Raw genomic sequence first — 24,594 nt, forward strand, 5'->3', positions numbered from 1 at the left:
GCGCCGCTCGCCGCGCCCGCCGCCGTCATGGCGCTGCTCGACGCGCGCACCGCGGCCGGTATGCCGGCCGGGGTCGCGGACTACGGGATCGAGGGCGACGTCGTCGACGTCCGGCTGGTCGGCGATCCCTCCCCCGACGTGACCGCGCTGTTCGACGGGATCGACCCGGCCCTGCTGCGCGTGGAGACCGGCGCGGGCGTGCCGCAGCACCAGGCCCTGCGCGGCGGCCAGCGGATCACCGCCGGCACCACCCGGTGCACGCTCGGCTTCTCCGCCGGCTCGGGCGCACAGGACTGGATCATCACGGCGGGACACTGCACCCGCGAGTCCGACGAATGGCTCGACGACAACGGCGAGGTCATCGGCGACGGCGCGAAGACCGCCGGCAACGGCGTCGACGTCGGCGCCGTGCCCGTCACCTCCTCGACGGCGGCCCTGCCCGAGGTGGCCTCGGTCCCCGTCCGCGGCACCGTGCCCGCGCCCGTCGGCTCCGCGGTGTGCCTCTACGGCAGCACCAGCGGCAAGGCCTGTGGCACCGTGAGCGCCCGCAACCGCACCGTGAACTTCGACGGCCAGCAGCAGCGCGGCATGGTCGTGGCCTCGATCTGCACAGCCCAGGGCGACTCCGGCGGCCCGTACATCACCGCCGACGGCCAGGCGCAGGGCGTGCACAGCGGGGCCGGCAACGGCTGCACCGCCTACTTCACCCCGATCGACCAGGCGCTGAGCTCGCTGGGCCTGACCCTGCGCACCGCCTGACCCCGCCCTCGATTCGCATGATGGTTCCACAACGCGCCTCAGCCCGCCTCGAATTCGCATTATGGTTCCCTCATGCGCTCGAGAGGGACTGACAATCGCGTTATGGAACCATGATGCGCTGAATTCAGCGGCCGCGGACCGCGCGGCGGAGCTTGGGCACGCGCTCGGCGAGGACCCGCTCCGCGCCGTGCGTGGTGGGCTCGTAGTAGTCCTTGCCGACGAGCTCGTCCGGCGGGTACTGCTGGGCCAGCACCCCGTCCGGCGTGCTGTGCGGGTAGCGGTAGCCCACGGCGTTGCCCAGCTTCTGGGCGCCCGCGTAGTGCCCGTCCCGCAGGTGTGCCGGCACCGCGCCGACCGCCCCGCCCCGCACGTCCGCCATGGCGGCGTCGATCGCCGCGATCACGGCGTTGGACTTCGGCGCGGTGGCCAGGTGCACCGTGGCCTGCGCCAGCGCGAGCCGCGCCTCGGGCATGCCGACGAGCTGCACCACCTGCGCCGCCGCCGTGGCGGCCTGCAGTGCGGTGGGGTCGGCGAGCCCGATGTCCTCGCTCGCGTGCACCATCAGCCGGCGCGCGATGAACCGCGGGTCCTCCCCCGCGACGATCATCCGGGCCAGGTAGTGCAGCGCGGCATCGGGATCGGAGCCGCGGATGGACTTGATGAACGCGCTGATCACGTCGTAGTGCTGGTCGCCGGCCCGGTCGTAGCGGACCGCGACCTCGGTGACCGCCCGCTCGACCGCGGCGAGGTCGACGACGCCCGTGCCGTCCGCCAGCACCCCGTCCGCCGCCGCCTCGAGCGCGGTGAGGGCCCGGCGCGCGTCGCCCGCGGAGAGCCGCACCAGCGCGGCCTCGCCGTCCTCGGCCAGGGTGACGGTCCCGTTCAGGCCCTGCTCGGCGCTCACCGCCCGGCGGAGCACCTCGCGGACCTCGTCCTCGTCGAGCGACTGCAGCTGCAGGACCAGCGAGCGGGACAGCAGCGGCGAGACGACCGAGAAGGACGGGTTCTCGGTGGTGGCGGCGACCAGCAGCACCACCCGGTCCTCCACGGCGCCGAGCAGCGCGTCCTGCTGGGTCTTGGAGAAGCGGTGCACCTCGTCGATGAACAGCACGGTGGAGCCGCCGTGGTAGTCCCGGCGGCGCCGCGCGTCGTCGATCACGGCGCGCAGCTCCTTCACCCCGGCCGAGAGGGCCGAGAGGGCGACGAAGTGCCGCTCGCCCGCCCGGGCCATCAGCCGGGCGAGGGTGGTCTTGCCGGTGCCGGGCGGGCCGTAGAGCAGCACGGACGCCGGGGTGCCGCCCTCGAGCAGCCGGCGCAGCGGGGCGCCGGGCTTGAGCAGGTGCCGCTGCCCGACCACCTCCTCGAGCGAGCGCGGCCGCATCCGCACGGCGAGAGGCGCGCCCGGGGCCGGGCGCGCCTCCTCCGCGGCGGCCCCGGAGGCGTCTCCGCCCGCGGGCTCGCCGATGTCGAACAGGCCGTCAGCGCTCATCGGTGTCCAGGGTGCCACCCGGCACCGACGATTCGGGGCGGCAGGTCAGGACTGCAGCTCCTGCACCAGCGTCGGCGTGCCGACCTGGGGGTTCTCCTTGTTGCGCAGCGAGGCGTAGGTGACGACGGCGACACCCGCCGCGGCCAGGGTCACCGGCAGCGTCAGGATGTTCACGATGATCGACCGCGCGAGGCTGTTCGGCTCGGTGAAGGTGCCGACGATCGCGCTGATGATCCCGCTGTACACCGCGGCCGCGATCGCGAAGGTGATCAGCCGGCCGAACGTACCCCAGAACTCGCGGTTGACCAGCTCGAACGTCCGGCCGATGCCGGCCCGCTCGTACATGATCACACCCGTCAGCGCGGCCACGAACACCACGCTGAGGTAGATGCCCGGGATGACCAGCAGCAGGAAGCCGATGAAGACCAGGATCCCGGCGAGGATGCCCCAGCCGAGCAGCGGCAGCGCGCGACGGGCGGCGAAGGACAGCGCCTCCCCGGCGCCGACCGGCTGCTCCGCGGCCTGCCGTGTGACCACGTAGACGGACGCGCCCTGCGCCAGCAGGGACACGGCGACCACGATGATCAGCGCCAGGCCGCCGCCGATCCCCACGCCGACCCAGCCGCCGCCCGTGGCGACGATCACCGCGATCAGCGCGCCGATGATCAGGGCCGGCAGCGCGGTGGCGATCTGGATCAGCAGCAGCGGCTGCCAGCTCCGCTTGAGCACCGCGAGGACCTTCGTCCACCAGTCCGAGAAGTCGGCGGCGACCAGCGGGTCCGCGAGCGGCGCGGCCGCCCCGCCCGGGTACTGCGCGGGCTGGCCGTAGCCGTAGGGCTGCTGGCCGTACCCCTCGGGGCCGTACCCCTGCGGCGGGTAGCCCTGCTGTCCGTACCCCTGCTGCGGATACCCCTGCTGCGGATACCCCTGCTGCCCGTACCCCTGCTGACCGTATGCCTGCTGTTCGGGACCGGGCGGTGGGTAGCCCTGTGGCCCGTACCCCTGGCCGGGCTGTCCCGGACCGCCCCCGTAGCCGGGCGGCGGGGCCTGCCCGGACCCCTCCGGGGGCGGCCCCTGGGCGTGTCCCGGGGGCGGGTAGCCGCCCGACTCCTGCCCGCCCGGCTGCGGCGATGCCGAGCCGGGCTGCGGGGTGCCCTGCTCGCCGTGCTGGTGGCGGTCGTCACCCGACGGGTTGCTCATACCGCGCAAGGTAGAGGGTTTGCCCACGTCGGTCACCAGGTCGGAAGTCCTGTGGTCGGTGCGCACCCGATCGAGTTCGTCCCATCAGGTGGGAAGCCGTTTCCGTATCGCAGGACGTGAGGCGCAGTATCGGGACGGGCGCCGGTCCACCCGATCCCGCGCCCGTGCTCCGCGGACGACCCCCGCGGGACGGCCCGGCCCTCCCGGTGACCACCGGGAGCGCTCGGGGTCCCCGCCCTGACCCCCTCTCCGCGAGGCCCTCATGACCGACACCGATCTCCGTCCCGCCCCGCCCGCGCGGCCCCCGGTCGCGCTCGCCGCCCGGCTCGCCGGGATCCGCGGCTCCGCCATCCGGGACCTGCTCACCCTCACCGCGCGCGACGACGTGCTGAGCCTTGCCGGCGGCCTGCCCGCCGCCGATCTCATGCCGCGCGGGCGCATCGCCGAGGCCGCGGACCGCGCGCTCCGGTCCCCCGCCGCCGTGCAGTACTCCGAGACGGCCGGGCTCGCCCGGTTGCGCGAGGTCGTCGCCGCGCACGAGACCGGCCGGACCGGCCGGCCCGTTGCGCCCGCCGACGTCGTCGTGACGAGCGGGTCGCAGCAGGCCCTGGACCTGCTCGCCCGCGCCCTGCTCGACCCGGGCGACCCGGTGGCCGTCGAGGACCCGGTGTACGTCGGGGCGCTGCAGGTCCTGCAGGCCGCGGGCGCCGACGTGCACCCGTTCCCGCTCGACGCCGACGGGCTGCGCGTCGACGCGCTCGAGGAGCGGCTCGCGGCCGGGTTCCGGCCCCGGCTCGTGCACACCGTGTCCAGCTTCCACAACCCGCGCGGCGTGACGATGAGCCAGGAACGCCGCCGGGCCCTGTGCGGGCTGGCCGAGCGGTACGGCTTCCTCGTCGTCGAGGACGACCCCTACGGCCTGCTGGCCTTCGACGGCGCGCCGCCGCGTCCGCTGGCCGCGCACGGCGACCACGTCGTGCGGCTGGGGAGCGCGTCGAAGGTCCTGGCCCCGTCGCTGCGGGTCGGCTGGCTGGTCGCGCCGCCGGTGCTGGCCGCCGCCCTCGAGCGGCTCAAGCAGTCCACGGACCTCTGCGGCTCGTCGCTCACCCAGATGATCACCGCGGAGCTGCTGGCCGACGAGGAGTGGTTCGCCGCGCACGTCGACGGCGTCCGGCGGGAGAACCGGGACCGGGCCGCGGCGCTCACCGCGGCGGTCGACGCCGAGTTCGGCTCGTCCGTCACCCGGTCCACCCCGACCGGGGGCATGTTCTGCTGGCTGGAGTTCGCCGACGGCACCGACACGGCGGAGCTGCTGCCGCGCGCGCTCGAGCACGGGGTCGGGTTCGTCCCCGGGAGCGCCTTCTCGGTGGACCCGGCGGTCGACGGCCGGCGCGGCCCGGGTACGGCCGCGCGGCTCTGCTTCGCGACCTATCCGCCCGATCAGCTGACCGAGGCCGTCCGGCGGCTCGCCCGGGCCGCCTCCGGGCGGACCGCTGAGTAGGGTCGGGGACCGTGCGCGAGATCCTGGAACTGCTGGAGCGGGACGCGTCGCTGAGCCACGACACCCTGGCCACCATGACCGGTCGGCCCGTCGCGGAGGTGTCGGCCCAGATCGCGGCGTGGGAGAAGGCGGGCGTGATCCGCCGGTACAAGGCGGTGGTCGACTGGGAGAAGGTCGACGGCTCGGAGGCGACCGAGGTCACCGCGTTCATCGACGTGGCGGTCGCCCCCGCGCGGGGTGTCGGGTTCGACGACGTCGCCGAGCGGATCTCCCGGTTCGACGAGGTCCGCAGCTGCTACCTCGTCTCCGGCGGGCACGACCTGCGGTGCACGGTCGTCGGGTCGAACATCCGGGCGGTCAGCGACTTCGTGAGCCGCAAGCTCTCGACCATCGACCGGGTCACGGCCACCGCCACGCACTTCGTGCTCCACACGCACAAGCGCGACGGCGACACGTTCTTCGAGCCGGAGCCCGACCACCGGCTCCGCGTGACCCCGTGAGGACCACCCGATGAAGCCGCTCAACGACGTCATCGCCGCCTGCCCGCCGTCGGGCATCCGGCGCTTCTTCGACATCGCCGCCGAGATGGACGACGTGATCTCCCTCGGCGTGGGCGAGCCGGACTTCGTCACGCCGTGGCGCATCCGCGAGGCCGGCATCTACGCCCTCGAGCACGGCTACACCACCTACACCTCCAACGCCGGACTGCCGGAGCTGCGCCGGTTGATCTGCGGGGAGCTGGAGAAGCGCTACGCCGCGCAGTACGCGTGGGACACCGAGTGCCTGATCACCACGGGCGTGTCCGAGGGCCTCGACCTGGCCCTGCGGGTGCTGCTCAACGCCGGCGACGAGGTGATCGTGCCGGAGCCCTGCTACGTGGCCTACGAGCCGTGCGTCTCGTTCGCGGGCGGCACCCCGGTCCGGGTGGCCACGCGGTGGGAGGCGGACTTCGCGATCGACCCCGACGCCGTCGAGGCCGCGATCACCCCGCGCACCAAGGCGATCCTCATCGGCTCCCCCGCGAACCCGACGGGCGCGGTCCAGCCGCGCGCGGCGCTGGAGGGCCTGGTCCGGCTGGCCGAGCGGCACGACCTGTACCTGATCTCCGACGAGATCTACGACCGGCTCACCTACGACGACACCCACGTCTGCCTGGGCGCGGTGCCCGGGGCGCGGGAGCGGACCGTCGTGCTGGGCGGGTTCTCCAAGGCCCAGGCGATGACGGGCTGGCGGGTCGGCTGGATCTGCGCGTCGCAGGCCGTGGCCGAGCTCTGCGTGCGGGTGCACCAGTACACGATGCTGTGCGCCCCGCACGTCTCGCAGATCGCCGCGGTGGAGGCGCTCAAGGAGGCCGACGGCGACGTCCGCGAGATGGTCGCCGACTACGACCGCCGGCGCCGGGTGTTCGTGAAGGGCCTGCGCGAGATCGGCCTGGACTGCCCGGAGCCCGGCGGCGCGTTCTACGCCTTCCCGTCCATCCGCTCGTCGGGGCTGGACTCGGAGACCTTCGCCGAGCGGCTCCTCCACGAGGAGAGCGTGGCCGTGGTGCCCGGCAACGTGTTCGGGCCCTCCGGCGAGGGACACATCCGGTGCTCGTACGCGACGGCGTTGCCGCAGCTGGAGGAGGCGCTCGTGCGCATCGACCGGTTCCTCGGGTCGCTGCGGTCGCCGTAACGCGCTCCCAACCGTCGCCGGATCGCAACACTGTGCGGCGTGGCGTTCACGGCACGGCAACGCGACCGGTGCATCCTCCGGGGGCATGGACGGCACACCTGTCACCGCCCGCACCCTCCACTCCTGCACCCTGTGCGCCTGCCCGCGGACCGCGGCCGACGTGCGTGGTCTGGCCTGGAGCAGCCACCACGTCGACGGCGTGATCAGCTGGGTCTGCGGGCCCTGCACCCGCGCCCACCTGTTCGAGATCGAGACGGGGCAACCGGTCCGCCCCGCCTCGCTCCCCCGGTCCGCCTAGCCGGGACTCACCCGCTCACGCTCAGGCGGCCCGCGCCCGCCCGCCCGTGAGCAGGCCGTGCAGGATCACCGGGCCCAGGTCGCGGCCGCGGCGCACCAGCCACGGCGTGCCGCGGACCACGATCCACGCGGCCCGGTGGAACGCGGTGATCTCGCGCCCGCCGCCGCAGGCGATCGGCACCGGCGCGGGCACCGCGAAGCCCGCGTCCGCGAGCAGCTCGCCCGCGGCCCGGGCCAGCAACCGGTGCCCCAGCTCCGAGGGGTGCAGCCGGTCGACGCTCCACGCCGCGCGCTCGTAGCCGCCGGGGAGCAGGTGCAGGTCGAGCACCCCCACGGCCGGGCCGCCCGTGCCCGCGGTCGCCCTGTCGATCGCCGTGTCGACGGCGGTGTCGATGGCGGTGTCGGTAGCGGTGTCGATGGCGGTGTCGATAGCGGTGTCGATCGCCGTGTTCAGCGCCGTCACCCGGGTCCGCAGCGCGGCCCGCAGCCGGCCGGGGAGCCGGAAGACGCGGGTGTGGTCGTGGTAGCGCAGGACCACCGGGAAGGTGCCGGCCGCGGCGAGCTCCGCCAGCGTGGCGGCGAGGTCGGCGCGGATGCCCTCCGGGTCGAAGTCCGAGCGCAGGGTGTCGTTCATGCCCGCGCAGATGATCGTGGCCTCGGGCCGGGCGGGCAGGACCGCGGCGAGCTGGGCCCCGCGGACGTCGGCCATGCGGGCGCCGGTGCGGGCGGGGTTGAGCAGCCGGGTATCACCGCCGAGGGCGTCCCGGAGCAGGACGGGGAAGCCCCGCCAGCCGCCGCCGGGCAGCGGGTCACCCAGCCCGACGGCCGTCGAGTCGCCGAGGGTGGCCAGGGTCGAGACGGTCCGGGGCGTCGGGAGGGTCGCCGGGGTCGGGAGGGCACGGACGGGTCGCACGCTCTGCACGGACACGTGCGCATGATCGGGTCGCGAGGCTCCGCCGGGGTGTGCGCGTGGTGACGCGTCGCCGACGGCTCCGCGAACTCCCCGGGCGAACTCCCCGGGCGAACTCCCCGGGCGAGCCCTCAGACCAGGCTGCGGAAGGCGGGGTAGACGGGCAGCCGGCCCGAGCCGTTGTCCGCCGGGTCGTCGAACCGCTGCTGCAGGGCGCTCGCCATCCGGTCGGCCAGGTCGACGGTGGCCGGCCGCCCGCCGGCCGCCGCCGCTCCCGCGAGCCGCCGCCAGTAGTCCGCCAGCGCGGCGCTGATTCGCGGCGACCGGCCGGGGTCCATCCCGATGCGCGTCTCGCCGGACACCGCCCGCGGCAGCAGCCACCACGTGCACAGCCAGACCCACAGCACCTGGGCGTCGAGCAGGCGGGCCCGCAGCAGCGCGGGGTCGTCGAGGTCCGGCCACACCGTGGCGATCTCGTTGCGCCAGGCCTCGAGCATGGCGTCGGCCATCCCGTCCGGCAGCGCGAAGCTGGACTCGCACGCCGGGAACGGGACGCGGAAGTAGGCGGCGTCGAGCGCGACGTCGCGGAAGCAACCCCACTCGAAGTCGACGAACCGCACCCCACGGCCCGTCACGAGGTTGTTGTCCGGGCAGGTGTCCGAGGGGCTGAACGCCCGGTAGCGGGTACCGCCCAGCAGCCGCGCGGTCTCCCGGGCCTCCGTCTCGGCCGCCGCGCTGACCGTCACGCCCAGCACCTCGGCGACCAGCTCGGGCACGCCGGCGAAGGCGGCGCGCGCCTCGTCGGCGATCGGGTCGCGGCGGGCCTTCTCCCCCAGCCGGCGCAGCAACGCGCCGAAGTCGTTCTCCCGGCCCGCGGTGGCGGCCTGCATCCGGCCGAGCGCCCGCGCCCAGCTCAGCAGGCACCGCTGTGCCGCAACCGGATCCGGCGCGAACAGCATGTCGGCCAGCGTGGAGCTGCGGCCCAGGTCCTCGAGCACCAGCAGCCGGGCCGCGGGGTCGTGCGCGATGAGCACCGGGCTGGGCCGGGCGTCGGCCGGGAGCGCGGTGAACAGCTGGCAGCTCGCGACCTCGAAGTGGAAGGGATCCGGCCGGTTCGCGTCGGGCTCGCCCACGTACTGCTTCACCACGAGGGTGCGCGGCAGCGAGAACGGGTTGCGCGCCACCCGGGCACGCGCCACCACCGACCGTTCGCTGCCGCCGAGGTCCTCCGGGTCCGCGAGGACCACGGTGGCCCCGGCCCGCCGGGTGAGCAGGCGTTCCGCCGCGGCCAACGCGGTGAGCACGGGCCTGGGGAAGTCGGCCAGGTCACGTGACATCACCTGGACCCTACCCCGACGAGAGCGCCCGGCCGGCGTCCCTGCGCCGCCGGGAGCGTCGGGCGATCAGGAGCGCGAGGGCCGCCGCGACCACGATCCCGACCAGGTTCACCGCCAGCTGCAGGGCCGACAGCCCCGCTTCCCGCCACCGGCCCTCGACCGCCGCAACGGAGGCGAATGCGGCCGCGGGCACCGTGGTGACCGAGATGAACACGCCGACCAGGCTCGCCGCCTTCGCCGACGTGAGCGCGAGGATCCCGGCGAGGCCCGCCAGCACCGCGACGATCAGCGAGAACGGGCCGACCTCGTAGATGAACTCGACCTGGTCGAGGTGGTCGAGCGTGCTGCTCGACAGCAGCCCGGTGGCGTCGAACAGCAGGGTCGCCAGGGCCGTGATGGCCATGCCGAGCGGGAAGCCGACGAGCAGGGCGAGGCCGCCGCGCCGCACGAGGTCGCGGCGGCGCAGCACCACCCCGACCGCGACGGCGGCGAGCGGGCCGAACTCCGGTCCCAGCACCATCGCCCCGACGACGAGCACCGGCGAGTCCGTGATCGCGCCGATCGCGGCGAGCAGGCAGGCGATGGTGAGGAAGGCCTGGAAGGAGAAGCTCAGCCGGGACTCCTCGCCGGTCCGGGCGATCAGCTCGTCCCACACGACGGCGTCGGAGCCCTCGCCGGGCGCGGCCCTCTCCGCTTCGTCCGCGGCGTCGGACAGGACGGTGTCGAGGACCTCGAGGGTCACCGCGCCGTCGTGGTCCAGCCCCAGGTCGCGGAGGCGGCCGAGCAGGGCGTCGGCGCACTCGCGGGCGACGTCCGCCTCGAGGACGTCGCCCGCCGGGCGCACCGCGGCGCCCGGCAGCACGATCAGGTGGGCGACTCCGGGCTCCTCCGCCAGCACCGCCCGGACCGCGTCCGTGCGGTCCGGCGGGCCGATCACACGCAGGTGCAGCACGACCGGGGCCCGGGTCAGGCCCCGCCGCCCTCCGCGTCCTTCGCGGCGGCCTTCGCGTCCACCGTCGCGTCGGCCTGCGCCGCGGGCTTCGGCGGGACGGCGTCGACCCCGGCCTCCTTGCGCTGCTCCGGCGTGATCGGCGCCGGGGCCGCGGTGAGCGGGTCGTAGCCGCCGCCGGTCTTCGGGAAGGCGATGACCTCGCGGATCGAGTCCTCGCCGGCGAGCAGCGCGGTGATCCGGTCCCAGCCGAACGCGATGCCGCCGTGCGGGGGCGGGCCGTAGGCGAAGGCGTCGAGCAGGAAGCCGAACTTCTCCTGTGCCTCGTCCTCGGACAGGCCCATGATCTCGAAGACCCGCTTCTGGACGTCCGCCCGGTGGATACGGATGGACCCGCCGCCGATCTCGTTGCCGTTGCAGACGATGTCGTAGGCGTAGGCCAGCGCGTTGCCGGGGTCGGACTCGAACTTGTCGATCCAGTCCGGGGTCGGCGAGGTGAAGGCGTGGTGCAGCGCCGTCCACTTGCCGTGCCCGACGGCGACGTCGTCCGTCTCGTCGGCCGCCTCGAACAGCGGGAAGTCCACGACCCAGACGAAGGACCAGGCGTTCTCGTCGATCGCCCCGATCCGCCGGGCGATCTCGCCGCGCGCGGCGCCGAGCAGGGCCCGGGCCTCGTTCGGGCGGCCGGCGGCGAAGAAGATGCAGTCGCCGGGGTTCGCCCCGACGGCGGCGGGCAGCCCCGCGCGCTCCTCCTCCGACAGGTTCTTGGTCACCGGGCCCTTCTCGGACACGGTGCCGTCCTCGTCGACCAGGACGTACGCGAGGCCGCGGGCGCCGCGCTGCTTGGCCCACTCCTGCCAGGCGTCGAGCTGCTTGCGCGGCTGCGAGGCGCCGCCCGGCATGACGACCGCGCCGACGTACGGGTTCTGGAACACGCGGAAGTTGGTGGCGGCGAAGTACTCGGTGAGCTCGGTGAGCTCGATGTCGAAGCGCAGGTCCGGCTTGTCCGAGCCGTAGCGGGACATCGCCTCGGCGTAGCTGATCCGCCGGATCGGGCGCGGGACCTCGTGCCCGACCAGCCCCCACAGCGCGGCGAGGATCTCCTCGGACAGGGCGATCACGTCGTCCTGCTCGACGAAGCTCATCTCGATGTCGAGCTGGGTGAACTCGGGCTGCCGGTCGGCGCGGAAGTCCTCGTCCCGGTAGCAGCGCGCGATCTGGTAGTAGCGCTCCATGCCGGCGACCATGAGCAGCTGCTTGAACAGCTGCGGGCTCTGCGGCAGGGCGTACCAGGAGCCGGGCTTGAGACGGGCCGGCACGAGGAAGTCCCGCGCGCCCTCGGGCGTGGAGCGGGTCAGCGTGGGCGTCTCGATCTCGACGAAGTCGTGCCCCTCGAGCACGACACGCGCGGCCTTGTTCACGGCGCTGCGCAGCTTGATCGCCGCGGCGGGCTCCGGACGGCGCAGGTCGAGGTAGCGGTACCTGAGCCGGACCTCCTCGCCGACCCCGGTGTGCTCGTCGATCGGGAAGGGCAGCGGTGCGGACTCGGACAGCACGACGAGGTCGGTGACCGTGACCTCGATGGCGCCGGTCGGCAGCTCGGGGTTCTCGTTGCCCGCCGGCCGCGCGACGACCTCGCCGGTCACCTGCAGGCAGAACTCGGAGCGCAGCCGGTGGGCGCGCTCGGCCATCTCGCCCTCGCGGAACACGATCTGGGCGGTGCCCGAGCTGTCCCGCAGGTCGACGAAGATCACACCGCCGTGATCGCGGCGACGGGCCACCCATCCGGCGAGGGTCACGGTCTGGCCGGCGTCCTCGGCACGCAGGGTGCCGACGGGGTGGGTTCGCATCACGGTCGTCGAGGTTATCCGGCCCCCTCCGGTGTCCGGCCAGCAGGTTTCCCTCCCGGGGTCGCAGTCCGCGACACGAGGCCCGGACGTCCGAGGAGAGGCAGGCCCTCGGCCTCGCGCACCCGCCTGACGTCGGTACCGGCACGGAGTCCGGGTACGTCCGCACGGTCAGAGCAGGGTGAGCTGCTCGACGACCGGGGCCGCCAGCCGTTCGGCGGGCGGTGCGCCGTGCGGGAAGCCGTCCCCGCCGGTGCGCTGCACGCCTACGCTGCGGTCCAGCCCGTGCCGGCGCAGCAGCGGGCGGACCCGCTCGGCCAGCGCCCGCCGGTACTCCGGGTCGACGTACGCCCCGCGCCGGTACAGCCGTTCGTAGGCCGGCACGAGGGCCGGGTACTCCCGCGCGAGCCAGGCCATGAACCACTCCCGCGTGCCCGGGCGCAGGTGCAGGGCGAGCACGCTGACCCCGGACGCGCCCGCCGCCCGGACCCGCTCCAGCAGCGCGTCGAGCGCCTCGGCCGAGTCGGTGAGCAGCGGGAGCACCGGCGCGACCATCACGCCGCAGTCCAGGCCGGCGTCGGCGATCCGCTCGACCAGGTCGAGCCGGGCCTGCGGCGAGGGCGTGCCGGGCTCGAGCCGGGCCTGCAGCCCAGGGTCGGCGAGCGCGAGCGACACCCCGAGCCCGACCGGCACGTCCCGCGCCGCGGCGGCGAGGTCGGGCAGGTCGCGGCCGAGCACGGTGCCCTTGGTGAGGATCGAGAAGGGCGTGCCCGAGCGCGTGAGCGCCCGGATGATGTCCGGCATCAGCCGGTACCGGCCCTCCGCGCGCTGGTAGGGGTCGGTGTTGGTGCCCATCGCCACCGGCTCGCGGGCCCAGCCGGGACGGGCGAGCTCGCGCGCCAGCACCCGCGCGACGTTGACCTTCACGACGATCTGCGAGTCGAAGTCCGCCCCCGCGTCGAGGTCGAGGTAGGTGTGGGTGTTGCGCGCGAAGCAGTACACGCACGCGTGCGTGCAGCCCCGGTACGGGTTCACGGTCCATGCGAAGGGCATCGGCGAGTTCCCCGGCACCCGGTTCAGCGCGGACTTCGCCTCCACCTCGTGGAACACCGTGCCCGCGAACTCCGGCGTGCGCACCGAACGCAGCAGGCCCCGCAGCCCCGGCAGGGCCGCCGCCTCGCCCACGCCGTCCGTCAGCACCTGCTGCCCGCTCCACCGCACTTACCTAGTCGAACACATGTTCGAGCTCGCCGCAAGCGCCCTTGCCCACCCGGCAGGATCGGCCACCGTCGGCCAGGCTGCCCCCATGAGGGCGAAGACGACAACGCTCGTGGTGATGGGGGTGTCGGGGGTCGGCAAGTCGACCGTCGCCGAGGAGCTCGTGCGGCGGACGGGCTGGGCCTTCGCCGAGGGCGACGACCTGCACCCCGAGGAGAACCGGCGCAAGATGGCCGCCGGCCAGCCGCTGACGGACGACGACCGGTGGCCGTGGCTGCGCCGGGTGGCCGGCTGGATCGGCGAGCAGGAGGCGGCCGGCCGGAGCGCCGTCGTCACCTGCTCGGCGTTGCGCCGCAGGTACCGGGACGTGCTCGCCGACGGGCACCCCTCCGTCCGCTTCGTGCACCTGCAGGCGTCGTCCGACGCCCTGGCCTCCCGGCTGGCCACCCGCCGCGGCCACTACATGCCCGCCTCGCTGCTGCAGAGCCAGCTCGAGACGCTCGAGCCGTTGGAGACCGGCGAACCGGGTACCGCGGTGAGCGGCGAGGGCGATCCCGGCACGGTCGTCGACCGGGTCCTCGCCGAGCTCGCACCCACCGGAGGTGTCGCGTGACCGCGACACTGGTGCTCGCGCAGTCCCAGGAGACCGCGCCGGCCGCGGGGGCGACGCAGCTCGTGATCGCCGCCCTGCTCGGGATCGCGGGTGATCGTCCTGCTGATCACGTGGTTGCACGTCCACCCGTTCCTGGCGCTGATCGCGGGCACCGCGGTGCTCGGGATCGTCGGGGGGCTCGGTCCGGGCAAGACAGTGGACAGCTTCACCGACGGCGTCGGCTCGACGGTCGGCGGCGTGGGCGTGCTCATCGCGCTCGGCGCCATGATCGGCGGCCTGCTGCGCGACTCCGGCGGTGCCGACCGGGTCGTCGAGGCGGTGACGAACCGGGTCGGCCCCAAGGGGATGCCCTGGGCGCTCGCCGGCGTGGCGGCCCTCATCGGCATCCCGCTGTTCTTCGAGGTCGGTGTCGTGCTGCTGGTGCCGGTCGTGGTGCTGGTCGCGGCCCGTACCCGGCTGTCCGTCATCACCGTCGGCATCCCGGCCCTCGCAGGCCTGTCCGTCCTGCACGGGCTCGTGCCGCCGCACCCCGGCCCACTGGTCGCGATCGACGCCCTCGGCGCGGACCTGGGCCTGACCCTGCTGTTCGGTCTCCTCGTGGCCATCCCGACGGTGGTCGTCGCGGGCCCGCTGTTCGCGCGCGTCGCCGCGCGCTGGGTGCCGCTGCCGCCGCCCCCGGAGAGCGCGGCGATCGAGGGCGGATCCGGCGTTGAGGGCCGGCCCGACCCGCCCGCCGAGCGTACCGACCGGGCGGACCGCGACGACCGCGCCGACGGCCCGGCCGGTCGCGGCGGCACGGGGACCCGGACCGGCGAACGGACGGGCCGCCGGGTCAGCGTCGGCGCGGCGATCGCCGTCGTGCTCACACCCGTCGTCCTCATGCTGGTCCGGGCGGTCGCCGAGATCGCGCTCCCCGAGGACAACGCGGTCCGGGGCGCCCTCGAGGTGCTCGGCGAGCCGATCGTCGCCCTGCTCGTCGGCGTGGTCGTCGCCATGCTCGCGCTCGGGCTCCCCTCCGGGATGGACCGGCGGGGGCTCACCGCCTCGGTCGGCGGGGCGCTGCCCGCGATCGCCGGGATCCTGCTGATCGTCGGCGCGGGCGGCGGCTTCAAGCAGACGCTGGTCGACGCCGGCGTCGGCACCCTGATCGGGCAGTGGGCCGGCGCGGCCGCCCTGTCCCCGCTCATCCTCGGGTGGCTCGTCGCGGTCGCGATCCGGGTGGCGACGGGATCGGCGACGGTCGCCACGATCACCGCGGCCGGGATCGTCGCGCCGCTCGCCGCCGGGCTGCCGCCGGCGACCGTGGCGCTCCTGGCCCTCGCCATCGGCGCCGGGTCGCTGTTCTTCTCGCACGTCAACGACGCCGGCTTCTGGCTGGTCAAGGAGTACTTCGGGCTCACGGTCGGGCAGACGATCAAGAGCTGGTCGGTGATGGAGACCGTCATCTCGGTCGTCGGCCTGCTGCTCGTGCTGCTGGTGTCGGTGTTCGTGTAGCCGGCGGCTGCGGAGGGCGGTTGCCGGGCCCGCACGGCGACGGGTGAGGATGCCGGGGTGGCCCCGCGCGACCCGTCGTCCGACAGCGGGCGGCACCGTGCCCCGGTCCGGACTCCGGTCCGGAGCGCGGTCCCGCCGGAGACGGACGCGGAGCGCACCACCCCCCTCGCGCCGGTCGCGGCCGAGCCCGCCCCGCCCGGCCGAGCCCACGACCCGGACCTCGGCCACGAGCGGGGGCACGGCCACGGGCACGGCCACGGACCCGCGACGCCCGCGGGCCGCCGCGTCCGGATGCTGCTCGTCGGGCTGCTGGTGCCCTGCGCCCTGGCCACCCTCATCGGGCTGGTGCTGCTGTGGCCCAGCGGCCCGCTGCCGCACAGCACCCAGCCGGCCGGCGAGGTGTTCGACGCCGAGGTGGTCGCCGCCCAGGCCGGCGACTGCACCCCCGGCTCGGGCGACGGCGGGTGCGCCGGCCTGACCCTGCGGATGGACGGCGGCCCGTTGCCGGGCCGCGACCTGGTGCAGATCGTGCCGGTCGAGCCGTCCACGCCGCGGTTCGCGGTCGGCGACCGGGTCCGGGTGGCGTACTCGGGCGGCGACGCGACGGACCCGGGCTCCTACCAGGTCGTCGACTTCCAGCGGTCGGGCCCGCTGATCGCCCTGGCGGTCGCGTTCGCGCTGGCGGTGCTGCTGCTGGGCCGGTGGCGCGGGCTCGCCGCCCTCGTGGCGCTCGGGATGAGCCTGGTCGTGCTGGTGCTGTTCGTGCTGCCGGCGATCCTGGGCGGCGCGAGCCCGGTGTGGGTGGCGGTGGTCGGCGCCTGCCTGATCATGTTCGTGGTCCTCTACCTCACCCACGGCCTCTCGGCCCGGACCTCGGCCGCCGTGCTCGGCACCCTGGCGTCGCTCGGCCTGATCGCGCTGCTCAGCGCGGCGTTCTCGGCGCTCGCCCGGCTCACCGGCCTCGACGACACCACCGCCAGCCTCATCGCGACGCTCGGCGCGCCCGTCGACGCCCGGGGCCTGCTGCTCGCCGGGATCGTGATCGGTGCGCTCGGCGTGCTCGACGACGTCACGGTCACCCAGACCAGCGCCGTCTGGGAGCTGCGCGCGGCGAACCCGGCCCTGGGCGCCCGGGCGTTGTTCAGCGCCGGGATGCGGATCGGGAGGGACCACGTGTCGTCGGCGGTGAACACCCTCGTGCTCGCCTACGCGGGCGCGTCGCTGCCGCTGTTGCTGCTGTTCACGGTGGCCGGGCGCGGCCCGGGCGACGTGCTGACCTCGCAGGACGTCGCGACCGAGATCGTCCGGACCCTCGTCGGCAGCATCGGGCTGGTCGCCTCCGTGCCGATCACGACGGGACTCGCCGCCCTCGTCGCCAGCCGGGAGGAACCCGGTCGCCCGCTCGGCCGCCGGACCCGCCGCGCCCGCTGACCACGCCTCAGGGACGGCGAGCCAGCAGGGTCGCCTCGCCGTCGCCCTCGCGATGGTCGAGCGTCTCCAGCTGCGGGAACGCGCGCGCCAGCTCGCCGGGGACCGCCCGGAAACGGCCGCCCTCGTCGCCGACCGCGGACAGGACGGTGAGCACGAGCAGGCCGCCGGGCGCGAGCACGGCGGCGAGCGCCGGGTACAGCGCGGGGTCGCGGTAGCGCTGGCAGACCACGAGGTCGTAGGGCCCCGCGACCGGCAGCCCGGCCTCCAGGTCGGCCTCGAGGAACCGCACGTGCGGTACCCCTTCGGCCGCGGCCAGCGCCCGGGCCGACGCGAGACCGGTGCCCGAGACGTCGACCGCGTCGACCGTGAAGCCCTGGTGCGCCAACCACACCGCGACCGCACCGCGTCCGCAGGCGACGTCGAGCGCGCGCCCACCCGCGGGCAGCCCGCTCCGGTCCCCCGGCTCGGCCCCGCCCGGGAGCAGCCCGAGCCGGCCCCGCAGCCCGTCCGGCGGCATCGGCACTCCGAGCCCGACCGCCGCGTGCCGGGCGTCCCACCGCTCCCGGTCGGTCGCGCTCAACCCCGCCCCCCGACGAGCGAACGGCGCTCTCGCTCACACCTACTGATCGAGAGCGCCGGTCGTCCGGGCATCAGGCCAGCTTCGCGACGAGCTCCGTCACGACGGAGTCCAGCGGCACCGCGCGCTGGTCGCCGGAGGCCAGGTCCTTCACGCCGACCGTGCCGGCCTCGAGGTCCCGCTCCCCCAGCACCAGCGCGTACCGGGCACCGGAGCGGTCCGCGGACTTCATCGCGCCCTTGAGGCCGCGCCCGCCGTACGCCAGGTCCACGCGCACCCCGGCGCGGCGCAGCTCGGCCGCGATGACGACGAGGCGGCGCTTCGCGGCCTCGCCCAGCGGCACGCCGAACACCTCGGCCCGGGCCTCCGACCAGGGCTGCACGCCCTCGGCCCGGCAGGCCAGCAGCGTCCGGTCGACGCCGATCCCGAACCCGACGCCGGACAGCGGCTGCCCGCCCAGGGTCTCCATCAGGCCGTCGTACCGGCCGCCGCCGCCGATCCCGGACTGGGCGCCCAGGCCGTCGTGCACGAACTCGAAGGTCGTCTTGGTGTAGTAGTCCAGCCCGCGCACCATCCGCGGGTTGGTCGTGTAGGCCACGCCGAGATCGTCGAGGTGGGCCAGCACGGCGGCGTGATGCTCGGCCGAGGCGGCGGACAGGTGGTCGAGCAGCAGCGGCGCGTCCTCGAGCTGCCTGCGCACCTCGGGCCGCTTGTCGTCGAGCACCCGCAGCGGGTTGATCCGCGCCCGGTCCCGCGTCGGCTCGTCGAGGTCCAGCCCGGCCAGGAACTCCTGCAGCCGCTCGCGGTAGGCCGGCCGGCACTCCGCGTCGCCCAGCGAGGTCAGCTCCAGCCTGTACCCGGTCAGCCCGAGCGCCTTGAAGCCCTCGTCGGCGACGGCGATGACCTCGGCGTCGAGCGCGGGGTCGTCCACCCCGATGGCCTCCACGCCGACCTGCTGCAGCTGCCGGTACCGCCCGGCCTGCGGCCGCTCGTAGCGGAAGAACGGGCCGGAGTAGCGCAGCTTGACCGGCAGCCCGGCCCGGTCGAGGTTGTGCTCGATCACCGACCGGACCACGCCCGCCGTGCCCTCCGGCCGCAGCGTGACGGACCGGTCGCCGCGGTCGGCGAAGGTGTACATCTCCTTGCTCACCACGTCCGTCGACTCGCCGACGCCGCGCGCGAACAGCCCGGTGTCCTCGAAGATCGGCAGCTCGACGTAGCCGTACCCGGCGCGCTCGGCCGCGCCGGCCAGCGTGTCCCGGACGTGCACGAACCCGGCGGACTCCGGCGGGTAGTACTCCGGGATGCCCTTGGGCGCCGCGAAGGCGGTGGCGCGCCGGACGCCCTCCTGCACCGCGCTCACAGCCCGCGCCCCGGGGCCGGAGCGGCGGCGGAATCCGCATCGGCACCGCCGAGGCCCTGCAGGAACGGGTTGGACACCCGCTCCCGGCCCACGGTCGTCGTCGGGCCGTGGCCGGGGAGGACGACGCCCGAGTCCGGCCGGCCGAGCAGCCGGTCCCGGATGCTCTCCAGCAGCTGGCGGTGCGAGCCGCCGGGCAGGTCCGTCCGCCCGATCGAGCCCGCGAAGAGCGTGTCGCCCGCGAGGATCACCTCGGTCCCGTCCTCCGTCTCCGTCGTGAACACCACCGAGCCCCGAGTGTGGCCGGGGGTGTGGTCGACCCGCAGCCGCATTCCGGCGAGCTCCAGGTCGCTGCGGTCGGTCAGCGTGCGCACCTCGCGCGGCTCCTTCAGCTCCAGCCGGCCGCCGAAGAACGCCGCGGACTCCGAGGAGATGCCCTTCATCGGGTCGGCGAGCAGCTCCCGGTCGTCCGGATGGATCCACGCCGGGATGTCCGAGCCGTCGCACACCGGCTGGACGCTGAAGGTGTGGTCGAAATGGCCGTGGGTCAGCAGCACCGCCACCGGGGTCAGCCGGTGCTCCGCGAGCACGGCCTCCAGCGGTTCGACGGCGTCCTGCCCGGGGTCGACGACCACGCACGCCTCGCCGGCGCCATGGGCGACGACGTAGCAGTTGGTCTGGAACGCTCCTGCGGGGAATCCTGCGACGAGCACGCGACCAGCCTAGACGTGCCTGCACACGGGCCTCTCAGGAACGGTCGATACCCTGCCCGGCGATCCATTCGACCGGGAGGACGACGCACACCGTGGCCACGAACCAGATGCGGCGGGAGGCGGCCAAGCGCAAGCTGGCCAATCAGCAGGCGCGGCGCGCCGAACGGGCCCGCAGGCAGAAGCGGGTCGCCGTGATCAGCTCCGCCGCGGCCGTGGTGGTCGTGGTCGTCGCGGTGGTGCTGCTCACGACCGCCCCGTGGAAGTCCGACCCGGCCTCGCCGGCCGCGCAGGCCGCCGCCCCGCCCGGCACCGTGAACTGCCAGTACCCGTCCGACGGCGCCGCCGCGAAGCCGGCGAACGCCCCGCAGACGGACGCGGTGAGCAACCAGGGCACGGTCCCCGTCTCCCTGACGACGTCGGCGGGCCCGATCGGGCTCACGCTGAACCGGGCCGAGGCGCCCTGCACCGTGAACAGCTTCACGTCGCTGGCGAGCCAGGGGTACTTCAACGACACCCCGTGCCACCGGCTCACCACGAGCGAGGGCCTGAAGGTGCTGCAGTGCGGCGACCCGAGCGGCCAGGGCACCGGCGGCCCCGGCTACACCATCGCGGACGAGCCGCCGACGGCCCTGGCCCCTGCGGGCCAGTCCGGTGCGGTGATCTACCCCCGCGGCACGATCGCGATGGCCAAGACCTCCGCCCCGAACTCGGGCGGCAGCCAGTTCTTCCTGGTCTACGCCGACTCGACGCTCCCGCCGGACTACACCGTGTTCGGCACGATCGACGAGGCCGGCCTGGCGACCGTCGACAAGGTCGCCGCAGAGGGCACGGACGACAGCAACGGCCCCGGCGACGGCAAGCCGAAGACCCCGGTCACCATCCAGACCGCCACGGTCGCGGCCTGACCCGCCTGATCACCAGGAGCTGAGGGCTCCGCCGGACCTCCGGCGGAGCCCTCAGCTCCTGGTCGGCGGGATCAGCTGGCGCTGGTGACGCGGTAGACGTCGTAGACGCCCTCCACGTTGCGCACGGCGTGCAGCACGTGCCCGAGGTGCTTCGGGTCGCCCATCTCGAAGGAGAAGCGCGACACGGCCACGCGGTCGCGCGAGGTGGTGACGGACGCGGAGAGGATGTTGACCTTCTCGTCCGCCAGTACCTTCGTGACGTCGGACAGCAGGCGGTGCCGGTCGAGCGCCTCGACCTGGATCGCCACCAGGAACACCGACGCCGGCGATACCGACCACGCGACGTCGACCAGCCGCTCGCTGCGGGCCTTGAGGTCCGCAGCGTTGGTGCAGTCCGTGCGGTGCACCGAGACAGCGCCGCCGCGGGTGACGAACCCGAGGATCTCGTCCCCGGGCACGGGCGTGCAGCAGCGGGCGAGCTTGCAGTAGACGTCCCCCATCTCGACGCCGTTCTCGCCGGTGAGCACCACGCCCGCGTCGCCGGAGGGACGGCGCACCCGGACGGTCGACGGGGTGGCCCGCTCGGCGAGCTCCTCCTCGGCGTCCTCCATCCCGCCGAGCAGCGCGACCAGCCGCTGCACGACGTGCCGGGCGCTGGCCTGCCCCTCCCCGACCGCGGCGTAGAGCGCCGAGATCTCGGAGTAGTGCATCTCGCGGGACAGGGCGGCCATCGCGTCGGCGGACACGAGGCGCTGCAGCGGCATGCCCGTGCGCCGGGCCTCCCGCGTGATCGCCTCCTTGCCCTCCTCGATGGCCTCCTCGCGGCGCTCCTTGGCGAACCACTGCTTGATCTTGTTCTTGGCGCGCGGCGACTTGACGAAGCCCAGCCAGTCCCGGCTCGGCCCGGCGCCCTCGGCCTTCGACGTGAAGATCTCGACGACGTCGCCGGACTCCAGCGTGCGCTCCAGCGCGACCAGCCGGCCGTTGACCCGGGAGCCGATACAGCGGTTGCCGACCTCGGTGTGCACGGCGTAGGCGAAGTCGACCGGGGTGGACCCGACCGGCAACGTGACGACGTCGCCCTTCGGGGTGAAGACGAACAGCTCCTTGGCCGCGAGGTCGTAGCGCAGCGACTCGAGGAAGTCCCCGGGGTCCGCGGCCTCGCGCTGCCAGTCGAGCAGCTGCCGCATCCAGGACATCTCGTCGATCTCGACGGTGCCGTTGGCGCTGTTCTGCCCGCGGGTCTCCTTGTAGCGCCAGTGCGCCGCGATGCCGTACTCGGCGGTGCGGTGCATCTCGTGCGTGCGGATCTGCACCTCGAGCGGCTTGCCGTCCGGCCCGATCACCGTGGTGTGCAGCGACTGGTACACGCCGAACCGCGGCTGGGCGATGTAGTCCTTGAACCGGCCGGGCATCGGCTGCCACAGCGCGTGGACCATGCCCATCGCCGCGTAGCAGTCCCGCACCTCGTCGACCAGCACGCGCACGCCGACGAGGTCGTGGATGTCGTCGAACTCGCGGCCCTTGACGATCATCTTGCGGTAGATCGAGTAGTAGTGCTTCGGCCGGCCCTCGACCGTGCCGCTGACCCGGGCGGCCTCCAGCTGCCGCGACACCTCGTCGATGACCTGCTTGAGGTAGGTGTCCCGGGACGGGGCGCGGGTCGCGACGAGCCGGACGATCTCCTCGTACTTCTTCGGGTGCAGGATCGCGAAGGACAGGTCCTCCAGCTCCCACTTGATCGTCGCCATGCCCAGGCGGTGCGCCAGCGGCGCCATGACCTCGAGCGTCTCGCGCGCCTTCTTCGCCTGCTTCTCCGGCGGCAGGAAGCGCATGGTGCGCATGTTGTGCAGCCGGTCGGAGAGCTTGATCACCAGCACCCGGGGGTCCCGCGCCATGGCGACGACCATCTTCCGGATGGTCTCGGCCTCCGCCGCGGTGCCGAACTCGACCTTGTCCAGCTTGGTCACGCCGTCGACGAGGTGCGCGACCTCCTCGCCGAAGTCCGTGCTGAGCCGCTCGAGCGAGTAGTCGGTGTCCTCGACGGTGTCGTGCAGCAGCGCCGCGACCAGCGTGGTCGTGTCCATGCCGAGCTCGGCGAGGATCGTGGCCACGGCCAGCGGGTGCGTGATGTACGGGTCGCCGGACTTGCGCTTCTGCCCGGCGTGCTTCTCCTCGGCGACGTCGTACGCCCGCTGCAGCAGCACCAGGTCGGCCTTGGGGTGCAGCGCACGGTGCACGCTCGCCAGCGGCTCGAGGACGGGCTTGACGATGGCGACCCGCTGCGGCGTCATCCGCCGGGCGATGCGGGCCCGGACCCGGCGAGTGGCCGAGGGGCGGGCCGGGTCCTGCGCCGCCGTCTGGACGGCGGTCCGCGACGCGCCGGAGGGCGCCTCCGCGGGTGCGGGTGCGTTCTGCTGGACGTCCGTCACCGGGCCTGCTCCGCTCCTGTCACCACCTACCGAAGGATAACCCTCCGGTAGCCCGGAGGGACGCTCGCCTAATAGGTGAGCAGGGCGTGCACGTCGATGCCACCGAGCCGCTCCCGGCCCCTCAGCGCCGCCAGCTCGACGACGGTGCCGAAACCCGTGATCTCGGCCCCGACGTCCGTCAGCAGCCCGCAGGCCGCTGCGGCGGTGCCGCCGGTGGCGAGCACGTCGTCGACGACGAAGACCCGGGCCCCGGGCTCCACGGTGCCCGCGGGCAACTCCAGCGTGGCCGTGCCGTACTCGAGCTGGTAGGTCCGCGACCCGGCGACGGCCGGCAGCTTGCCCGCCTTGCGCACCGGGACGACGCCGGTGCCCGCGACCAGCGCGACCGCGGCACCGATCAGGAACCCGCGGGCCTCGACGCCGGCGATCAGGTCGGCGGCGCCCGCGGAGGCCGCGAGCTCGGTGGTCAGGATGGCGAACGCCTCGGCGTCGGCCAACGCCGGTGTGAGGTCGCGGAACAGCACGCCGGGCTCCGGGTAGTCCGGTACCGCCCGGACCAGCTCCCGGACCTTCTCGAGCTCCAGGACGGACTCGTCGAGCTCGACCGGGCCGGCCGGGCCGTCGGACGCGGCGCTCACCGGCGCCGCTTCCCGCTCGGCCGCCCGGACGTCGCCCGGTTCTGGCCCGCCCGGCCCTGACCCGCCTTGCCCTGCGGACGGCCCGGCCGCACCCGGTCGGGGGCGGCGGCCGCCGCGGCCATCGCACGCTCGCGGCGCAGCTCGCGGGCGAGGGCCTCGTCGTCCGCGGTGTCGAGGTCCTCCTCGCCGGTGTCCACGGACTGCGCGGCGGCGGCCCGGGCGCGGCGGGCGGCGACCCGCTCGGCCTGCTTGCGGAACCGCGGGTCGCGCATCTTGAGGTCGACCAGCAGCGGTGTGGCCAGCAGCAGGGAGGACAGGGCGCCGGCGATGATGCCGACCAGCTGCACCAGTGCCAGGTCGGCGAGCGTGCCGACGCCGAGCAGCCCGACGCCGACCACCATCAGCCCGATCACCGGCAGCACCGCGATCAGCGACGTGTTGATCGAGCGCATCAGCGTCTGGTTGACCGCCAGGTTGGCCTGCTCGCCGTACGTGCGGCGGGTCAGGTTGAGCAGCCCGCGGGTGTTCTCCTTGACCTTGTCGAACACCACGACCGTGTCGTAGAGCGAGAAGCCGAGGATCGTCAGCAGGCCGATGACCGTGGACGGGGTGACCTCGAAGCCGATCAGCGAGTAGATGCCCGCGGTGACGACGACGTCGTGCACCAGCGCCACCAGCGCCGCGATCGCCATGGCCCGCTCGAAGTAGAAGGCCAGGAAGATCGTGACCAGCACCAGGAACACGGCGAGGGCGATCAGCGCCTGGCGGGTGATCTCCCCGCCCCAGGTGCCGCTGACCGCGCTGTCGCTGATCACCTGCTCGGACGGCTGTCCGCTCGCGTCGAGCGGCTGGAGCTGCTGGAACACCGCGTCCTTGAACGAGGCGATCTGCGCCGGGTTGAGGGGCTCCGCCCGGACGAGGATCGTGGCCGAGCCGCCGGCGCCGGCGGACTGGGTCGACGCCGGCTCCTCGCCGACCGAGGAGCGGAAGACGTCCTCGACCTGCTCCGTGGTGATCGTGCCGTTGGCCCCGGCGGCGGGCATCTGGAACTGCGAGCCGCCGGTGAAGTCGATGCCGAGGTTGAAGCCGCGGATCGCGATCGACAGCACGCAGACCAGCACCAGCACGCCGAAGGAGATGTACCAGGTCCTGCGGTGGCCGACGACGTCGAACGCCCCGGTACCCGTGTACAGCCGGCTGAGCACCCCGCGCTTGCGGGCGGCGCCGGCCCCGTTCGTCCCGACCATGCC

General features: G+C 74.3%; 21 protein-coding genes and 1 pseudogene. 9 read left to right on the forward strand and 13 right to left on the reverse strand.

Going from position 1 to position 24,594, the window contains the following annotated elements; all coding sequences use genetic code 11:
- Positions 1–759: S1 family peptidase (locus AB0B41_RS25410; RefSeq protein ID WP_358207503.1), on the forward strand; the 759-nt coding region annotated here is incomplete at its 5' end.
- A 124-nt stretch (positions 760–883) separates the two neighbouring features.
- Here the strand turns inward: AB0B41_RS25410 and AB0B41_RS25415 are convergent.
- Entirely contained in the window at positions 884–2,248 is a 1,365-nt protein-coding gene (locus AB0B41_RS25415) for a replication-associated recombination protein A (RefSeq protein WP_358207505.1), read from the reverse strand.
- Positions 2,249–2,293: 45 nt separating this feature from the next.
- Positions 2,294–3,448 (reverse strand): hypothetical protein, encoded by a 1,155-nt coding sequence (locus AB0B41_RS25420; RefSeq protein ID WP_358207507.1) that lies wholly within the window; start codon positions 3,446–3,448, stop codon positions 2,294–2,296.
- Positions 3,449–3,710: 262 nt separating this feature from the next.
- Between AB0B41_RS25420 and AB0B41_RS25425 the strand changes: the two genes are divergently transcribed.
- From AB0B41_RS25425 to AB0B41_RS25440, 4 genes are all read left to right on the forward strand, one after another.
- Positions 3,711–4,949, forward strand: coding sequence for a PLP-dependent aminotransferase family protein (locus tag AB0B41_RS25425; protein ID WP_358207510.1), 1,239 nt, complete (start codon positions 3,711–3,713; stop codon positions 4,947–4,949).
- A gap of 11 nt (positions 4,950–4,960) precedes the next feature.
- Positions 4,961–5,449 carry an Lrp/AsnC family transcriptional regulator gene (locus AB0B41_RS25430; RefSeq protein WP_358207512.1) on the forward strand — a complete coding sequence of 163 codons (489 nt, stop codon included), beginning with the start codon at positions 4,961–4,963 and terminating at the stop codon, positions 5,447–5,449.
- Positions 5,450–5,459: 10 nt separating this feature from the next.
- Complete coding sequence (locus tag AB0B41_RS25435; RefSeq protein ID WP_358207514.1) at positions 5,460–6,623, forward strand: aminotransferase class I/II-fold pyridoxal phosphate-dependent enzyme; 1,164 nt, start codon at positions 5,460–5,462, stop codon at positions 6,621–6,623.
- Between the two features lie 85 nt (positions 6,624–6,708).
- Entirely contained in the window at positions 6,709–6,921 is a 213-nt protein-coding gene (locus AB0B41_RS25440; RefSeq protein WP_358207516.1) for a hypothetical protein, read from the forward strand.
- A 21-nt stretch (positions 6,922–6,942) separates the two neighbouring features.
- On the opposite strand, the gene AB0B41_RS25445 is transcribed toward AB0B41_RS25440, so the two are convergent.
- From AB0B41_RS25445 to AB0B41_RS25465, 5 genes are all read right to left on the reverse strand, one after another.
- Entirely contained in the window at positions 6,943–7,848 is a 906-nt protein-coding gene (locus AB0B41_RS25445) for a GDSL-type esterase/lipase family protein (protein WP_358207518.1), read from the reverse strand.
- 113 nt (positions 7,849–7,961) lie between these two features.
- A complete protein-coding gene (locus AB0B41_RS25450; RefSeq protein WP_358207520.1) occupies positions 7,962–9,167 on the reverse strand; it encodes a hypothetical protein in 1,206 nt (401 codons plus the stop codon).
- Between the two features lie 10 nt (positions 9,168–9,177).
- Entirely contained in the window at positions 9,178–10,119 is a 942-nt protein-coding gene (locus AB0B41_RS25455; protein WP_358207523.1) for a DUF389 domain-containing protein, read from the reverse strand.
- A 14-nt stretch (positions 10,120–10,133) separates the two neighbouring features.
- Positions 10,134–11,969 carry an aspartate--tRNA ligase gene (aspS, locus tag AB0B41_RS25460; protein ID WP_358207525.1) on the reverse strand — a complete coding sequence of 612 codons (1,836 nt, stop codon included), beginning with the start codon at positions 11,967–11,969 and terminating at the stop codon, positions 10,134–10,136.
- A gap of 165 nt (positions 11,970–12,134) precedes the next feature.
- Positions 12,135–13,184, reverse strand: a complete 1,050-nt coding sequence (locus AB0B41_RS25465) for an Rv2578c family radical SAM protein (RefSeq protein WP_358207527.1) — start codon at positions 13,182–13,184, stop codon at positions 12,135–12,137.
- Positions 13,185–13,269: 85 nt separating this feature from the next.
- Here AB0B41_RS25465 and AB0B41_RS25470 point away from each other — a divergent pair, with 85 nt between their 5' ends.
- The 3 genes and pseudogenes from AB0B41_RS25470 to AB0B41_RS25480 all read left to right on the forward strand — a co-directional run bounded on the left by AB0B41_RS25470 (position 13,270) and on the right by AB0B41_RS25480 (position 16,719).
- Positions 13,270–13,794, forward strand: a complete 525-nt coding sequence (locus AB0B41_RS25470) for a gluconokinase (protein WP_358207530.1) — start codon at positions 13,270–13,272, stop codon at positions 13,792–13,794.
- Positions 13,795–13,856: 62 nt separating this feature from the next.
- Positions 13,857–15,288 (forward strand): annotated as a pseudogene (locus AB0B41_RS25475) (SLC13 family permease).
- 57 nt (positions 15,289–15,345) lie between these two features.
- The gene (locus tag AB0B41_RS25480) at positions 15,346–16,719 is read left to right on the forward strand and encodes a YibE/F family protein (RefSeq protein ID WP_358207532.1); all 1,374 of its coding nucleotides are present in this window, start codon (positions 15,346–15,348) and stop codon (positions 16,717–16,719) included.
- A 7-nt stretch (positions 16,720–16,726) separates the two neighbouring features.
- Here AB0B41_RS25480 and AB0B41_RS25485 read toward each other — a convergent pair whose 3' ends face one another.
- The 3 genes from AB0B41_RS25485 to AB0B41_RS25495 all read right to left on the reverse strand — a co-directional run bounded on the left by AB0B41_RS25485 (position 16,727) and on the right by AB0B41_RS25495 (position 19,369).
- On the reverse strand, positions 16,727–17,299 hold the full coding sequence (locus tag AB0B41_RS25485; protein ID WP_358207534.1) for a methyltransferase domain-containing protein: 573 nt from the start codon (positions 17,297–17,299) through the stop codon (positions 16,727–16,729).
- Positions 17,300–17,369: 70 nt separating this feature from the next.
- Complete coding sequence (gene hisS, locus AB0B41_RS25490) at positions 17,370–18,650, reverse strand: histidine--tRNA ligase (protein ID WP_358207581.1); 1,281 nt, start codon at positions 18,648–18,650, stop codon at positions 17,370–17,372.
- A gap of 5 nt (positions 18,651–18,655) precedes the next feature.
- On the reverse strand, positions 18,656–19,369 hold the full coding sequence (locus AB0B41_RS25495; RefSeq protein WP_358207536.1) for an MBL fold metallo-hydrolase: 714 nt from the start codon (positions 19,367–19,369) through the stop codon (positions 18,656–18,658).
- Positions 19,370–19,461: 92 nt separating this feature from the next.
- Between AB0B41_RS25495 and AB0B41_RS25500 the strand changes: the two genes are divergently transcribed.
- Positions 19,462–20,274, forward strand: coding sequence for a peptidylprolyl isomerase (locus tag AB0B41_RS25500; RefSeq protein WP_358207539.1), 813 nt, complete (start codon positions 19,462–19,464; stop codon positions 20,272–20,274).
- 71 nt (positions 20,275–20,345) lie between these two features.
- Here AB0B41_RS25500 and AB0B41_RS25505 read toward each other — a convergent pair whose 3' ends face one another.
- The 3 genes from AB0B41_RS25505 to secF all read right to left on the reverse strand — a co-directional run bounded on the left by AB0B41_RS25505 (position 20,346) and on the right by secF (position 24,591).
- Positions 20,346–22,706, reverse strand: a complete 2,361-nt coding sequence (locus AB0B41_RS25505; RefSeq protein ID WP_358207541.1) for a RelA/SpoT family protein — start codon at positions 22,704–22,706, stop codon at positions 20,346–20,348.
- 68 nt (positions 22,707–22,774) lie between these two features.
- Positions 22,775–23,290 (reverse strand): adenine phosphoribosyltransferase, encoded by a 516-nt coding sequence (locus tag AB0B41_RS25510; protein ID WP_358207584.1) that lies wholly within the window; start codon positions 23,288–23,290, stop codon positions 22,775–22,777.
- 50 nt (positions 23,291–23,340) lie between these two features.
- The gene (gene secF, locus AB0B41_RS25515; protein WP_358207543.1) at positions 23,341–24,591 is read right to left on the reverse strand and encodes a protein translocase subunit SecF; all 1,251 of its coding nucleotides are present in this window, start codon (positions 24,589–24,591) and stop codon (positions 23,341–23,343) included.
- Positions 24,592–24,594 lie beyond the last annotated feature (3 nt).

The sequence above is a fragment of the Pseudonocardia sp. NPDC049154 genome, assembly GCF_040648315.1.
GTDB lineage: Bacteria > Actinomycetota > Actinomycetes > Mycobacteriales > Pseudonocardiaceae > Pseudonocardia.